We start from the raw sequence: 13,582 nt of genomic DNA on the forward strand, positions 1-13,582 counted from the left end.
AATTAACGAACACATCCTCACACCCGTTACCCCATGGCAATCACCGACTGGCCGGAAAACGAGCGCCCGCGCGAGAAACTCCTCACCCGCGGCACTGCCGCGCTGTCCGACGCCGAACTGCTCGCGCTGTTCCTGCGCGTCGGCATGCGTGGAAAAAGCGCAGTTGATCTCGCGCGCGACCTGCTGCAACAGTTCGGCTCGCTGACCCGTCTGTGCGCCGCCTCCGCCGCAGAATTTTCCGCGATCCCGGGCATGGGCCTCGCGAAGTATGCCCAACTGCAGGCGGTCATGGAACTGGCGCGGCGCGCGCTGGCCGAGCAGATGAACGATGCCGACGTGTTCGAGTCGCCGCTCGCAGTGCGCAACTGGCTGCGCCTGCGCATCGGCTCGCTGCCGCACGAGGTGTTTCACGTTCTGCTGCTCGATGCGCGCAATCGCCTGATCGAAGCGGTCGAACTGTTCCGCGGCACGCTGACGCAGACCAGCGTCTACCCGCGCGAAGTCGTCAAGCTCGCGCTGGCGCGCAACGCGGCGGCAGTGATTCTCGCCCACAACCACCCTTCGGGCGCGGCCGAGCCGAGCCCCGCGGACGAACTGCTGACGCGCAGCCTGAAGCAGGCGCTCGAACTGGTCGATATCCGTGTCCTCGATCACTTCATCGTCACCGCCCATGCGCAGCCCCTGTCGTTCGCCGAGCGCGGGTTGCTGTAGCGTGTGGCCGGCGGGCGCACCCCGCTCCGACCTGCGGAAATGGCAAAAGCACCCGCCCGGGCTTTGCCGCGGTGGTCATGCCCACCCTGCCCCGCGAACTCCGCCGACCCTCCGCCAACCGGCAGAAGACCTTGAAATCCTTGACTATCATCCACTTCGCAATTAGAGTGCTCGATTCTTTTGCAAACCCATCAACTGGAGCAACACCATGTACGCGGTGATAAAAACCGGCGGCAAGCAGTATCGCGTCGCAGCCGGCGAAAAGATCAAGGTAGAACAGATACCGGCAGACGTGGGCTCCGAAATCACCATCGACCAGGTTTTCATGGTCGGCGAGGGCGAGTCGGTCAAGATCGGCACCCCGGTGGTTTCCGGCGCTACAGTCACGGCGACCGTGGTGTCCCACGGCCGTCACGACAAGATCAAGATTTTCAAGATGCGCCGCCGCAAGCACTACCAGAAGCATCAGGGGCATCGCCAGAACTACACCGAGCTTCGCATCGAAGCGATCTCGGCCTGAGTCCGGAGGTAATTCGACATGGCACACAAAAAAGCTGGCGGCAGTTCCCGTAACGGCCGCGACTCGGAATCGAAACGCCTCGGCGTCAAGCGCTATGGCGGCCAGTTCGTGCTCGCCGGCAACATCATCGTTCGCCAGCGCGGCACCGAATACCATCCGGGCGAAAACGTCGGCATCGGCAAGGACCACACGCTGTTCGCCCTGAAGGACGGCACCGTGCAGTTCACGATCAAGGGCGCGCAGCGCCGCCGCACCGTCGTCATCGTGCCCGAAGCCGCCTGAAACCCGGCGGCGTTCCGGTTCGAAAAGCCCTATCCTTGCGGTAGGGCTTTTTTGTTTTTGCCACAGGCACATCATCATGAAGTTCATTGACGAAGCACGCATCGAGGTCATGGCCGGCGACGGCGGCAACGGCTCGGCGTCGTTCCGGCGCGAGAAATTCATCCCGCGGGGCGGCCCGGACGGCGGCGACGGTGGCCGCGGCGGCAGCATCTACGCGCTCGCGGACCGCAACCTCAACACGCTCGTCGACTACCGCTTCACGCGCATGCATCGCGCGCAACGCGGCGAGAACGGCGGCAACAAGGACTGCTACGGCAAGGGCGGCGAAGACATCGTGCTGCGCATGCCGGTCGGCACGGTGATCACCGATCTCGAAACCGGCGAACTCGTCGCCGACCTCGACGAGGACGGCAAGCAGGCGATCGTCGCGCGCGGCGGCAAGGGGGGTTTGGGCAACCTCCACTTCAAATCGAGCGTCAACCGCGCCCCGCGCAAGCGCACGATGGGCGAGGAAGGCGAGCGCCGCGCGCTGCGCCTCGAACTGAAAGTGCTGGCTGACGTCGGCCTGCTCGGCATGCCGAACGCCGGCAAGTCGACATTCATCCGCGCAGTCTCGGCGGCAAAGCCGAAAGTGGCCGACTATCCTTTCACGACGCTCGCACCGAACCTCGGCGTCGTGCGCACCGACCAGAACCGCAGCTTCGTCATCGCCGACATTCCCGGGCTGATCGAAGGGGCGGCTGAAGGGCATGGGCTCGGCCACCAGTTCCTGCGCCATTTGCAGCGCACGCGTGTGCTGCTGCATCTCGTCGACCTCGCACCGTTCGATCCCGACGCCGATCCCGTACGGGACGCCAAGGCGATCGTCGAGGAACTGCGCAAGTACGATGAATCGCTGTACAACAAGCCGCGCTGGCTTGCGCTGAACAAACTCGACCTGATTCCCGAAGACGAACGCGCCGCGCGCGTCGCGGCCTTCCTCGAAGCCTACGGGCCGGTCGAACGCCATTTCGAGATCTCGGCGCTGACCGGTGACGGCTGCAGGAAGCTGGTCTTCGCGATCCAGGACTTCCTCGATGCCGGGCGTGCCCAGGCGGAAGCCGAGAAAGCGGCCCGTACCCATGCGGAAGCGCTCGCCGCAGCCGAAGCCGAAGCCCGCGTCGAAGCGGCCTACCAGGCACGGCTGCAGGCGCTCCTCGCCGAAGGCGAAACTGGCACCGGCGACGACGGCCGCGACGGGAACGAGAACGACCCCGCCGATGAGCAGGACACCAACCGGCCCAATCATTAGGAACCTTCGCAGCCCGTCATGAGAGACAAGATCCGCAACGCGCGACGCATCGTCGTCAAAGTCGGCAGCGCACTCGTCACGAACAACGGCGCCGGACTCGACAAAGCGGCGATGGGCGACTGGGCGCGCCAGATCGCAACGTTGCGTGGCGCGGGCAAGCAGGTCGTGCTGGTGTCGTCCGGTGCGATCGCCGCGGGAATGCAGCGCCTCGGCTGGCAAAAGCGCCCGCACGAAATGCACAAGCTGCAGGCCGCCGCCGCGGTCGGGCAAATGGGCCTCGTCAAAGCCTACGAGGATGCCTTTTCGCGTCACAATCTCCACACCGCGCAGATCCTGCTGACCCACGACGACCTCGCCGACCGCAAGCGCTACCTCAACGCACGTTCGACGCTGACGACGCTGCTCGAGCTGGGCGTCGTGCCGATCATCAACGAGAACGACACGATCGTCACCGACGAGATCAAGTTCGGCGACAACGACACGCTCGGCGCGCTGGTCGCGAACCTCATCGAAGCTCATGCGCTGGTGATCCTCACCGACCAGCAAGGCTTGTACACTGCCGACCCGCGCCGCGACCCCAATGCGACGCTCGTCTGCGAAGGTCGGGCCGAGGACAGGTCGTACGAAGCGATGGCAGGCGGCGCCGGCACCGGTATCAGCAGGGGCGGCATGATCACGAAGATCCGCGCCGCCCAGCGTGCGGCGCGAAGCGGGGCGCACACGTGCATCGCGAGCGGCAACGAAGTCGACGCGCTGATCCGCCTCACGCAGGCCGAACCGCTCGGCACCCTGCTCTACGCGACCAGTTCGCCGCTGCAGGCGCGCAAGCAGTGGCTCGCCGACCACCTGCAGCTCGCGGGCGACCTCATTCTCGACGACGGCGCGGTCGTTGCGTTGCGCAGCGGACGCAGCTTGTTGCCCGTGGGCGTCGTCGAGGTCGGAGGCGAATTCGAGCGCGGCGCAGCGGTCGCATGCCGTAGCGCCGGCGGTGACGAGATCGCACGCGGCCTAGTCAACTACAGTAGCAGCGAGTGCCGCCGCATCGCGCGCAAATCCAGCACACAAATCGAAAAGCTGCTCGGCTACATCGACGAACCCGAACTGGTTCACCGCGACAACATGGTACTGCGATAAACCGCACGGCTTCGTGACAGCCTGCATTCATCGATGAGGGCGAACCATGTTTCCACACAGCGATTCCTGATCCGGATTGAATGGGACAGTAGCGGGGCCGGGCGCTGCGCTGCCGATGAGGCCAGGGCATATCGCCGTCAGGTAGCAACCATCGCTGCGCGTTTCCCTGCGTAGCCGGCCCCGACGCCTCCGCGGATCAACTCCCACATCGGGCGAATCAGCGAACGCAGCCCTTCCTTGCTCTGCTCCACGTCCATCATCGAGGGCACCCGGGTACCGCGATGTTCGATTGGCGGGCCGACCTGCACGATACTGAACCCCAGCCGGGACAGATGTGCGGCCAAGCGGGGCTCCGTAATGACGAACACCTTTTCGATGCCGCATTGCTCGGCCAATGCCATCGTTCCCAGATACAAGCCAACCGGGATGAATGGAAAACGCGGGCTGGCGCTCGATCCGAAGTCGCGGTTTCGCAGCGTCATCTCGGTATGCTTTTCACCGCGACGGCGACGATACATTTTCCTGACCGCGAGCCGGGAGACTTCCGCGATCTCGTGTCGCGGCAGAGCCCGCGAATCGATCGTGTGCTGATCCAGGTTCGCCCGACAAGTGCTCTCGAACGGAAAAGGATGAGCGGGATCTTCCGGGCGCGCGAGCACCAACCGGGTGCAGCCGACGAGCGTATGCGATTCGTCTGCCGTACGCAGCAGGCAATGCACACTGTGGCGGTCGTATTCGTCGGTTTCATGCCGATTCTCGCGCAGCGGCTCGAACCCGAGGTCTTCGCAGTACACCTCATGGCGAATCGTGAAGACCTGGTCGCGCGTGGATTGATCCAGCGCAGGCAAAATCTCGAAGCGGCTCCCGAATCCCTTGCCCAGGTCGGAATCACAAGAAAACGGTGTGCGCATAATTTCCCCAGTGCGCTCTTTTCCCCAGTGCGCTCGAATTCGCCGGACCGGCCCGATTTTATGATCCGTGCCGCCCTATCCGCGGCGCAGAAAAGGAGCAGGCTCCTTTCACAATCGTGCAGCCCCGCTTGACGTGCTGTACCGTCTGAATCCGTGTCATTCAGCGCTGATCGTACCAGTCGACGAGAAATCGGAAAGCCGTCGAACTGAGGGCGATTGATTATTAGTAACCGGCCTGTCCGCAGCGGCAACCGGCAGCGGTTCATGGTATCGACAACCTCTTTGTAGTCAAGTCTCAATCCGGATTCAACGCCAGCAGACGCTGACTGAATAGGTCGCGAAGCAGGTAAAAATGCGCTACGGACAGTGCATGCCGCACGCGGCGGATGCGTAGCGACGCCGTGGCGCAAGAAGGAAGGGGACCCCGATCAAGCCGGACAGGAGAACCGGGGACGGGACGTGGCAGGCCCTCGGCGAGGAACGTGGGTTGCATACCAGCGTGGGGCGGCCCGACCAGCGCCGAGCCGCCGTCTCCCCTCTCCTCATCCTTTTAGCGGATTCAACAATGGGCTCCTGCACGACGGACATCAGCCGGCACGGCGACGCACCGCGAGCAGCAGGCGCATGCGGCGGCCTGCAGCGCGCAGCGCGCCCTGCGAGGCGCCGGAAATGAAGGGTCCCCCCGGTGTCGGGCGGGAGCCGTTCGCCGCTTCGCGCGAAGGCGCACACACGCGCGAGAAGCTTCGCGCGCTCGCGTGGCTGCTCGATAGTTCGATCCGGCTGCCCGGCGGATTTCGCATCGGCGTCGAGGCGCTGATCGGGCTGGTGCCCTTCCTCGGCGACGCCGTCGGCGTGCTGCTGTCGGGCTACATCGTTCGCGAGGCGGCGCGCCTCGGCATGCCGCGCAGCGTGCTGCTGTGCATGATCGGCAATGTCGCGATCGAAGGCATCGTCGGCGTCGTACCGATCCTCGGCGACGTTTTCGATGCCGCATGGAAGGCGAACCAGCGAAACGTGCAATTACTCGAACAGCACGTCGACGACCCCGCGGCAACCACCCGCAGCAGCCGCCGCCTCGTCGCGCTGGTCATCGCCGGGCTGCTCGTCGTGATGCTGATTTTCGCGACGATTTCCGCGCTGATCGTGAAGGCGATTCTTGCTGCGGTAGGAGGCTGATACGGTTGCGAGGACGGAGGCCGAGTTCCCCTCGGCCTTCGTTGCGCTCAGGCCGACCCACGTTCACGACCTTGCCGTTCAAACCATCCACGCGACCGCAAAGATGCCGAGCATCGCGAACGAAATGCCGAGCTTCGCGACGATCGCGACGATGAAGCCGAGCCCGGCGGCGACTCCTGCACGCGCGGCCTGACGGTGGCCGGTGCGCGCGAGCAGCCACAGGCCGGCAAACACCAGCGGCGTGCCGGCAAGAGCGGCAGGATCACGCCGGCGAGCCCGGCGAGGATCGTGCCGTCGCGGCCGCATTGCTTGGGGGGTCGCGAGCTTCACTTGAACATCTCCCTGTAGCGGCCGTCGTGCATCCACGCGGCGTGCTTGGGCGCCTTCTTCGTTTGCGCCCATTCCTTGAGCATGTCCCATTTCACCTCGTCGAGGGCCTCGAGCATCTTCAGCGTCGAGCTGCTCGCGAAGGGCATTCCCAAAAACGCATCGGCGCTCGTCGCGCTGAACTTCCCGGGCGACGACCAGTGGGTGAGGTTCGCACTCCCGCACGCCGGCGACTATCACGAGATGCTGCACGGGGATGAGCCGGTACCCGGCGTCGAGGCCGGCGGCATCCGGACGCTGCGGGTGCCGTCGAATTACGGACGAGTGTGGTTGCTGCGGGCATGACCGTCCCGCTCGCCCGCGCGCTTCTCCCATCGTTCGATCAGTCGGCGCAGGTTGGCGCGCGCGGTCGGCTCGCAGGGTTCGAATGCGGCAGAGAAATAGATTCGCGGGCGCGCGAGCAATGCCCTCGGCACGCGCAGCCGCCCCGCAGCGAACTCGCCGTCCGCGTACTGCCGGAATTCGTCGCGCACCGCGTCGTCGAATGCCCGCACCTGCGCCGGCGCACACGCGAAGATCGCGAGATCGATGTCGAGGAAGTGCTCGCAGTCCGCGTAGGCGGCCGGATCCCCCGGGAAAAATGCCGGGCCGGGCTCGTGCGTCTTCGTCGCGAGAATCAGCGCGGCGGCAAGCTCGACCTCGGGCGCCGGGAGCAGATCCATACACCGCCGCCGCATCGCGTCCGCGCTGCGGGATTCGTTCCGTGAATACGCGCCCGCGTCGGTCTCATAAACGAAGTCGTGGAACCAGATCGCCGCACGCACCGCGACCGGGTACGCGAGCCGGGCCGCGACGCGGTCGTACTGCGCGAACATGAACGCCACATGCCACAGCGTGTGGTACCCGCGCGGCGGCGCCGAATAGGCGTCGGCCAGTTCCCGCCACAGCACATCGCCGTCGAAGTCGCGCAGGCAGCGCGTATGCAGTTGCGCGAGCCAGTCGGAAGGGAGGGTCGAGTCGAGGTGTGGAATTGCCGCGATCACGGTCGGGTTCGACTCCGTCTCACTCGATCAGCGTGACGACGACTTGCCGCATATGGCCCCGCGCCCGATGCTCCCACAGGTAGATCCCCTGCCACGTCCCGAGCAGCAACTGCCCGTCGTTGAACGGCACCGTCACGTCGGTGCCGCTCAGCACCGAGCGCGCGTGCGCCGCCATGTCGTCGTCGCCTTCGAGGTCGTGTCGGTACGCCGGATCGCCGTCCGGCGCCCAGCGGCGAGCAAGCGTCTCGAGGTCGCGCCGCACGTCGGGGTCGGCGTTCTCGGTCATCAGAAGCGAACAGCTCGTGTGCCGGACGAAAACATGAGCGAGCCCCGCGCCCTTCGGCGCGCGTTCGACGATCGCGGCGACTTGGCCGGTCACGTCGCTCATCCCTCGCCCGCTGGTGCGGATTTCGAACGTTTCCTGGTAAGCCATTCGTGGATCTCCCGTGATGACTGCACCTTGGGCTGAACGCTCCAGTTCCTTGACCTCGGTCCGGCGTAAGCGGTAACTGACCGGCGTTATTCCAGGGCACGTGATCGACGTGGACAATTGCCTCCAGGGTCAACAATGGAGGGATCGTTCATGGCAGGGGTGCTCAAGCGCAAATGGCGCCGGCGCAGCCGAGAGGAGTGGCAGGAGGTGTTCGCCCGCCACGGTTCGAGCGGGCTGAGCGTCACGGCATTCTGCGCGCACGAGTCGATCAGCGTCTCGAGCTTTCAGCGCTGGCGTGCGATCGTCGGGCCGGTGTGCGGCAAGGCCGTCGCGGTGGGGCCGGCTCGGCAAGAGGCGTTCGTCGATCTGGGAGTGCTGGGTTCGGGCGGCGCTTCGCGCTGGGAGTTGAAGCTTGACCTGGGTGACGGCGTGGTGCTGCACCTGGTGCGCGGCTGATGTTCTTTCCCGAAGGCGCGGTGCGGGTGCATCTGTACGGGCGCCCGGTCGACATGCGCAAATCCTTCGACGGCTTGTATGCGCTGGCGCGCCACGGCGTGGGACAGGATCCGTTGTCGGGGCATCTGTTCGTGTTCATCAACCGGCGCGCGACCCAGATGAAGGTGTTGTACTGGGACCGCAGCGGGTTTTGCATCTGGGCCAAGCGGCTCGAGTCGGGTCGCTTCGTGTCGGACTGGTCGCGGGCGACGAGCCGCGAGATGGACTGGACGGGGCTGAAGCTGTTGCTCGAAGGCATCGAGCCGGCACGCTTCAAAAAGCGCTTCGCGCTGCCCGCAAGTCACCGCAAACCCGCATGAATGCTGGCTTTTTTGGTAAAATGACGCCATGCCTCCGACGCCTTTGACGCAGCTGCCGACCCGTGAAGAAGCCGCCCGGTGGACGGCCGATCAGGTCGTCGAACTGGCGGGCGCGCATCTGGCGCAGCAGCGCCAGTTCGAGGTCATCAAAGGCGAATGCGAGGCGATGCGCCACCAGCTCGACTGGTTCCGGCGCCAGCTCTTCGGGGCGAAGAGCGAGAAGCGCCTCGTGGACGCCAACCCGCATCAGATGAGCCTGGGCGAGTTGCCGGTGCCCGAATCCTCGCCGCCGCCCCCCGGTCAGGACATTGCCGCCCACACCCGCCGGGCCCGCACCAGCGACTGCGCCAAGGGCGACGCATCGGCGCTGTTCTTCGACGAGGCCCGCGTGCCGGTCGAGACCATCGAGGTGCCCAACCCCGAGGCCGAGGGGCTCGCCCCCGACCAGTTCGAGGTGATCGGCGAAAAGGTCAGTCACCGCCTGGCGCAGCGCCCGGGCAGCTACGTGATCCTCAAGTACGTGCGTCCGGTGATCAAGCGCCTCGACACCCAGGCGATTTCCTGCCCGGCGGCACCCGGGGGGGTGATTCGCGGCAGCCGCGCCGATGTGAGCTTCGTCGCCGGGCTCATCACCGACAAGTTCTGCTACCACCAGCCGCTCTACCGCCAGCACCAGCGGCTCGGCGACAATGGCATCAGGGTGTCGCGCCCGTGGCTCACGCAGCTCACCCACGGGGCGCTCGCGCTGCTCGAACCGATCTTTACGGCCCAACTCGACTCGATCCGCGCGAGCCGCATCAAGGCGATGGACGAGACCCCGATCAAGGCCGGCCGTGCGGGCCCCGGCAAGATGAAGGGCGGCTACTTCTGGCCGGTCTATGGCGAACGTGACGAGATCTGTTTCGTCTATCGCGAGAGCCGCAAGGCGCAGCACATCGAGCAGATCCTGGGCACCGACCCGCCGCCCGAGGGGGCGGTGCTGCTCACCGATGGCTATGGCGCCTACGAACGCTATGCCGAGAAGTGCGGGCTCACGCACGCGCAATGCTGGGCGCACTCGAGGAGGAAGTTCTTCGACGCCCAGTCGGTCGAGCCCGAGCGCGCGGGCCGGGCGCTGGAGATGATCGGCAAGCTCTATGCGGTCGAAAAACGCATCCGCGAGGCCACGCTCGTCGGCGAGGCGTGCCGGGCGTACCGGATCGAGCATGCACAGCCCGTGGTCCACGAGTTCTTCGCCTGGGTCGATGCCCAGTTCGACACCCACGGCCTGTTGCCCAGCTCGCCGCTCACCACCGCCATGGCTTATGTGCGGGAGCGCCGGGCCGCCCTCGAGGTGTACCTGCGCGATCCTGAAGTGGCGATCGACACAAACCATCTCGAGCGGGCGCTACGCGTGGTGCCGATGGGTCGTCGCAACTGGCTCTTTTGCTGGACCGAGGTCGGCGCCAAATACGTCGGTATCGCGCAGAGCCTGATCGCCACCTGCCGGCTGCACGACATCGATCCGTACGACTATCTGGTCGATGTGCTGCAGCGTGTCGGCCAACACCCCGCTGCCGACGTCGCGCAACTCACCCCCCGTCTGTGGAAGCAGCACTTCGCTGCCAACCCGCTGCGATCCGATCTCTTCGGGATCTCGAAGTAGTCAAGAACGCTCGTCAGTTACCGCTTACGGTCCGGCGGCTGCGGATCAGAGGCCCTCACCGCAGCCGTCCTCGCGCGCCTGCGCCTCCACCCAGTCCGCGAGTTCGGTGAGGGTGACGAACTCCAGGTCGGGCCGCAGGTCCTCGCGCTCCCAGCGTCCGCCCACGCGGTTGAGCCAGCACGCGCGCAAGCCGGCGCGCACGGCGCCCGCCACGTCCATCTCGACGTGGTCGCCGACGTGCAGCACTTCGGCCGGCATGCAGCCCAGACGCGTGCACGCCGCCAGGAAGATGCCGGGATCCGGCTTGGCCGCGCCGTGCTCGCGCGCGCCCAAGTGAAAGGCGAAGTGCGCAGTCAAGCCGATTCGCTGCAGGTCGGCGTTGCCGTTGGTGATCGCCGCCACCGGCATCCGCGCGGCGATGCGTTGCAGGGCGTCGAGACTGTCCGAATAGCACTCCACTTGGTTGCGCGCGGCATAGAACGCTTCGAACGCCGGCTCCAGCAGGGACAGATCGGCACCGCTCTCGCGCAGCGCGTGCGCCAGCGTCAGCCGCCATAGCGGAAGCTGAGCCCGTCGGAGATGGTCAGTCTGCACAACGCCGGCAGCACAGTAAGCTTGGCGACTTCACGGTCTTCCTCATCGTCGCGGTCATGGATCTCGGCCAGCCGATCCAGGCTGATGCGCGCATCCTGGACTGATTGCGCAAAGGTGATGAACGCGTTGATTGGACCGTTGAGCTGCCGGTGATGTATTGCACCGCCAGCATCATGCCCAATGTCACCTGGCCGATCGCCTCCGCCGCGTCGGCGATCTCGCCGAACAAGACACCCTCCCGCGTGATCCCCGACTTCTCGCGCAGCGTATCGAGGTTGAAAGTGTGGCCGTGATACCGTGCGATCATGCGCAGACAGGTAGGCCCGCAGTCCATCAGGTCGATCTGCTGGTAGAAATGGAATTTCGGCTTCATGCTGTCTGGAAAAGCGCCGTCGCCGGCGGATTGCTCTCGGCGAAACGCTCGTAGCTGAAGTTGTACGGCTGGTTGGCGAAATCGAGGCGGCCGATGAGCGGGCCTCAGCGCACCAAGTGGTGACGGTACTCCGCGACGAAGCGCCGGTAGCACAGCTGTCCGCGCGGCGTGTAGAGGTCGGCCTCGGGCCCGGCGCATCGCCACGACTTTCGCGGCAGAGCTTGACATCGCAGTAGCGCCAACGATGGATATTGCTTCGGACCGCGCTACGATGGAATCATGAGTGATCTGCTTTGGGTAATCGAGCTTGCCGGTGCCATGCTCGTCTGGGTGAGGACGAGAGGATCGTCTCGCCGCCAGCAGCAGGCGGGTTGGTTGATGGCTGCCGGCCTCGTGCTGGGCGCCTTGCCGGATGCCTTGGAGGTTATGCGAGGCCGGAGCTTCTTCGCGGCACTCTTTGAAAGCTGGCAAGCATTCGACTCCAGCGCATTGTCATTGGCGGGGCTGCTGTCATTGCTCCTCGGCATTGCCCGGCTCACGACGGCCCCGGGCCGAACGGACAATAGCGATGCAAAGTTTCACTCTCTCGCCAACGTTGCTGCCGATGCCATTATCACCATCGATGAACACGGCACCATCCAGTCCTTCAACCTGTGCGCAGAAAGGATGTTTGGCCGATCAGCCGAAAGCATGATCGGGCAGAAACTCCACCCAATCATTCCAGAGCGTTATCGACGCTTGCACGATGACGGCGTCAGTCGCGTCAGCCGCAGTGGCGAAACGCCGTTCGACGGCGAAACTCGGGAATTTCATGCGCTCCGCAAGGACGGCAGCGAATTCCCGATCGAGCTCACCGTTGCAAGCTGGTTCGGAGAAGACCGGCGTCTCTCGTTCATCGGCATCATTCGGGACATCACCGAGCGCAAGCGCCTCGAGGCTGAGCTTCGCCAATTGGCGACAACGGATCCCTTGACGGGGATACTGAACCGACGTCGCTTCACCGAATTGACTACGCAGGAAATACATCGCGCCCACCGACTGCGTCATCCGCTGACTCTGATCATGCTCGACATCGATTGGTTCAAACGAATCAACGATGCTTTCGGCCACACGGTAGGCGATCGCGTCATCCAGTCGCTGGCTTCGGCATGTGCGAGCGAGCTGCGTGAAATCGACATCCTCGGTCGCCTGGGGGGCGAGGAGTTCGCGGTAGTGTTGCCCGAACTCGGAGCCTCAGGGAGTCTGGAAGTCGCCGAACGGCTGCGGCAAAAAGTCGAGGGGTTGCAGATTACGCTCAACGACGGCCGCATTGTTCGCTTCACATGCAGTCTTGGCGTTGCCGTGCTTAAAGACACCGACCAATCACCAGACACGCTTCTTGTCCGCGCCGACAATGCACTGTATCGCGCCAAACGAGACGGGCGGAATTGCGTCAGGGCAGCATCCGACTCATGATGCAGGCAAAATCGAACGCCCGCAAAAAACAAAGGCCAGTCCTTGAACTGGCCTTTGTATTTGAATCATTGGTCGGGGCGGCGGGATTCGAACTCGCGACCCCTTGCACCCCATGCAAGTGCGCTACCAGGCTGCGCTACGCCCCGACACAAGCGAGCATTATAGCGATATTTTCGACATTTGCCAGTACTGCCTCAGGCCTTGAGGTGCTCCAGCGTGGTGACGATTTCGGACCGCACGTGGGCGATCAACGACCGCAGACGGGAGACTTCCTCGGCCTCTTCATGCTGGTGGATCGCCGTCTCGCCGAGCTTGTTGCGGGCGCCCGAAATGGTGAAGCCCTCCTGATAAAGGAGTTCCCGGATGCGGCGGACGAGCAGGACTTCATGGTGTTGATAGTAGCGTCGGTTACCGCGTCGCTTCACCGGTTTGAGCTGGGTGAATTCCTGTTCCCAGTACCGGAGCACGTGCGGTTTGACGGCGCACAGTTCGCTGACCTCGCCGATCGTGAAATAGCGCTTTGCCGGAATCGGCGGCAGCTGAATTGCCGGCGCCTCGTTATGGCTGCTTGCTTGCATCGCTCAGCTGCTCCACGGCGGCCTTGAGTTTCTGACTGGCGTGAAAGGTCACGACCCGACGCGCAGTGATCGGGATTTCCTCGCCGGTCTTCGGATTGCGACCCGGCCGCTGCGGCTTGTCGCGGAGCTGGAAGTTGCCGAAGCCCGAGAGCTTCACGCACTCCCCGCGCTCCAGCGCCTGGCGGATCTCCTCGAAAAAGCCTTCCACCATGTCCTTGGCTTCGCGCTTGTTGAGGCCGACCCGCTCGAACAGCAGGTCAGCCAGTTCCGCTTTGGTCAGGGTCACGTTCATTG

19 protein-coding genes, 1 tRNA gene and 1 pseudogene are annotated in these 13,582 nt (G+C 64.7%); 11 read left to right on the plus strand and 10 right to left on the minus strand.

The features are described 5' to 3' along the window. The first annotated feature begins 33 nt into the window (after nucleotides 1–33). The 5 genes from radC to proB all read left to right on the plus strand — a co-directional run bounded on the left by radC (nucleotide 34) and on the right by proB (nucleotide 3,938). Nucleotides 34–711, plus strand: a complete 678-nt coding sequence (radC, locus tag EBN1_RS02255; RefSeq protein WP_011236297.1) for a RadC family protein — start codon at nucleotides 34–36, stop codon at nucleotides 709–711. A 208-nt stretch (nucleotides 712–919) separates the two neighbouring features. Then, nucleotides 920–1,231, plus strand: a complete 312-nt coding sequence (rplU, locus tag EBN1_RS02260; RefSeq protein ID WP_011236298.1) for a 50S ribosomal protein L21 — start codon at nucleotides 920–922, stop codon at nucleotides 1,229–1,231. Nucleotides 1,232–1,249: 18 nt separating this feature from the next. Beyond that, nucleotides 1,250–1,513, plus strand: a complete 264-nt coding sequence (gene rpmA, locus EBN1_RS02265) for a 50S ribosomal protein L27 (protein WP_011236299.1) — start codon at nucleotides 1,250–1,252, stop codon at nucleotides 1,511–1,513. Between the two features lie 76 nt (nucleotides 1,514–1,589). After that, nucleotides 1,590–2,804 carry an Obg family GTPase CgtA gene (gene cgtA / locus EBN1_RS02270; RefSeq protein ID WP_011236300.1) on the plus strand — a complete coding sequence of 405 codons (1,215 nt, stop codon included), beginning with the start codon at nucleotides 1,590–1,592 and terminating at the stop codon, nucleotides 2,802–2,804. 18 nt (nucleotides 2,805–2,822) lie between these two features. Beyond that, complete coding sequence (gene proB, locus EBN1_RS02275; RefSeq protein WP_011236301.1) at nucleotides 2,823–3,938, plus strand: glutamate 5-kinase; 1,116 nt, start codon at nucleotides 2,823–2,825, stop codon at nucleotides 3,936–3,938. A 137-nt stretch (nucleotides 3,939–4,075) separates the two neighbouring features. Here proB and EBN1_RS02280 read toward each other — a convergent pair whose 3' ends face one another. Continuing rightward, a complete protein-coding gene (locus EBN1_RS02280) occupies nucleotides 4,076–4,849 on the minus strand; it encodes a PEP-CTERM/exosortase system-associated acyltransferase (protein WP_011236302.1) in 774 nt (257 codons plus the stop codon). A gap of 669 nt (nucleotides 4,850–5,518) precedes the next feature. Between EBN1_RS02280 and EBN1_RS02285 the strand changes: the two genes are divergently transcribed. After that, nucleotides 5,519–6,025, plus strand: a complete 507-nt coding sequence (locus tag EBN1_RS02285; protein ID WP_041645556.1) for a DUF4112 domain-containing protein — start codon at nucleotides 5,519–5,521, stop codon at nucleotides 6,023–6,025. A 78-nt stretch (nucleotides 6,026–6,103) separates the two neighbouring features. Here the strand turns inward: EBN1_RS02285 and EBN1_RS02290 are convergent, their stop codons facing one another. Next, nucleotides 6,104–6,355, minus strand: coding sequence for a hypothetical protein (locus EBN1_RS02290; protein WP_157866563.1), 252 nt, complete (start codon nucleotides 6,353–6,355; stop codon nucleotides 6,104–6,106). Then, nucleotides 6,352–6,471: pseudogene (locus EBN1_RS02295) on the minus strand (VOC family protein); the annotation flags it as partial. The gene EBN1_RS02290 and the pseudogene EBN1_RS02295, both read right to left, overlap by 4 nt. Before the next feature lie 85 nt (nucleotides 6,472–6,556). Here EBN1_RS02295 and EBN1_RS02300 point away from each other — a divergent pair. Next, nucleotides 6,557–6,697 carry a hypothetical protein gene (locus EBN1_RS02300; RefSeq protein WP_157866564.1) on the plus strand — a complete coding sequence of 47 codons (141 nt, stop codon included), beginning with the start codon at nucleotides 6,557–6,559 and terminating at the stop codon, nucleotides 6,695–6,697. Here the strand turns inward: EBN1_RS02300 and EBN1_RS02305 are convergent. Then, complete coding sequence (locus EBN1_RS02305) at nucleotides 6,667–7,395, minus strand: HD domain-containing protein (RefSeq protein ID WP_011236305.1); 729 nt, start codon at nucleotides 7,393–7,395, stop codon at nucleotides 6,667–6,669. The two genes, EBN1_RS02300 and EBN1_RS02305, sit on opposite strands and share 31 nt — an antisense overlap. Before the next feature lie 19 nt (nucleotides 7,396–7,414). Beyond that, on the minus strand, nucleotides 7,415–7,828 hold the full coding sequence (locus tag EBN1_RS02310) for a secondary thiamine-phosphate synthase enzyme YjbQ (protein ID WP_011236306.1): 414 nt from the start codon (nucleotides 7,826–7,828) through the stop codon (nucleotides 7,415–7,417). Between the two features lie 150 nt (nucleotides 7,829–7,978). Between EBN1_RS02310 and tnpA the strand changes: the two genes are divergently transcribed. From tnpA to EBN1_RS02325, 3 genes are read left to right on the plus strand one after another with little or no spacing between them, the layout of a single operon-like run. Further along, nucleotides 7,979–8,284 (plus strand): IS66 family insertion sequence element accessory protein TnpA, encoded by a 306-nt coding sequence (gene tnpA, locus EBN1_RS02315; protein ID WP_011236214.1) that lies wholly within the window; start codon nucleotides 7,979–7,981, stop codon nucleotides 8,282–8,284. Then, the gene (gene tnpB / locus EBN1_RS02320) at nucleotides 8,284–8,643 is read left to right on the plus strand and encodes an IS66 family insertion sequence element accessory protein TnpB (RefSeq protein WP_011236213.1); all 360 of its coding nucleotides are present in this window, start codon (nucleotides 8,284–8,286) and stop codon (nucleotides 8,641–8,643) included. The genes tnpA and tnpB overlap by 1 nt, the downstream gene beginning before the upstream one ends. Nucleotides 8,644–8,671: 28 nt before the next feature. Beyond that, nucleotides 8,672–10,288 (plus strand): IS66-like element ISAzo19 family transposase, encoded by a 1,617-nt coding sequence (locus EBN1_RS02325; RefSeq protein WP_011236212.1) that lies wholly within the window; start codon nucleotides 8,672–8,674, stop codon nucleotides 10,286–10,288. A 45-nt stretch (nucleotides 10,289–10,333) separates the two neighbouring features. Here EBN1_RS02325 and EBN1_RS02330 read toward each other — a convergent pair whose 3' ends face one another. Next, a complete protein-coding gene (locus EBN1_RS02330; protein WP_011236307.1) occupies nucleotides 10,334–10,882 on the minus strand; it encodes an HAD family hydrolase in 549 nt (182 codons plus the stop codon). After that, nucleotides 10,872–11,255: a cysteine peptidase family C39 domain-containing protein gene (locus tag EBN1_RS02335; protein ID WP_011236308.1), complete on the minus strand. Its 384-nt coding sequence runs from the start codon at nucleotides 11,253–11,255 to the stop codon at nucleotides 10,872–10,874. The genes EBN1_RS02330 and EBN1_RS02335 overlap by 11 nt, the downstream gene beginning before the upstream one ends. Nucleotides 11,256–11,534: 279 nt before the next feature. Here EBN1_RS02335 and EBN1_RS02340 point away from each other — a divergent pair, with 279 nt between their 5' ends. Beyond that, nucleotides 11,535–12,710: a GGDEF domain-containing protein gene (locus EBN1_RS02340; RefSeq protein WP_049780152.1), complete on the plus strand. Its 1,176-nt coding sequence runs from the start codon at nucleotides 11,535–11,537 to the stop codon at nucleotides 12,708–12,710. Between the two features lie 69 nt (nucleotides 12,711–12,779). Here the strand turns inward: EBN1_RS02340 and EBN1_RS02345 are convergent. From EBN1_RS02345 to EBN1_RS02355, 3 genes are all read right to left on the minus strand, one after another. Further along, a tRNA-Pro gene (locus EBN1_RS02345) sits at nucleotides 12,780–12,856 on the minus strand. 48 nt (nucleotides 12,857–12,904) lie between these two features. Next, complete coding sequence (locus tag EBN1_RS02350; protein ID WP_011236310.1) at nucleotides 12,905–13,288, minus strand: MerR family transcriptional regulator; 384 nt, start codon at nucleotides 13,286–13,288, stop codon at nucleotides 12,905–12,907. After that, entirely contained in the window at nucleotides 13,269–13,580 is a 312-nt protein-coding gene (locus EBN1_RS02355; RefSeq protein ID WP_011236311.1) for an integration host factor subunit alpha, read from the minus strand. Before EBN1_RS02355 ends, EBN1_RS02350 begins: the two co-directional genes overlap by 20 nt. Nucleotides 13,581–13,582: the final 2 nt, after the last annotated feature.

It is taken from the genome of Aromatoleum aromaticum EbN1 (genome assembly GCF_000025965.1).
Taxonomy (GTDB): Bacteria; Pseudomonadota; Gammaproteobacteria; order Burkholderiales; family Rhodocyclaceae; genus Aromatoleum; species Aromatoleum aromaticum.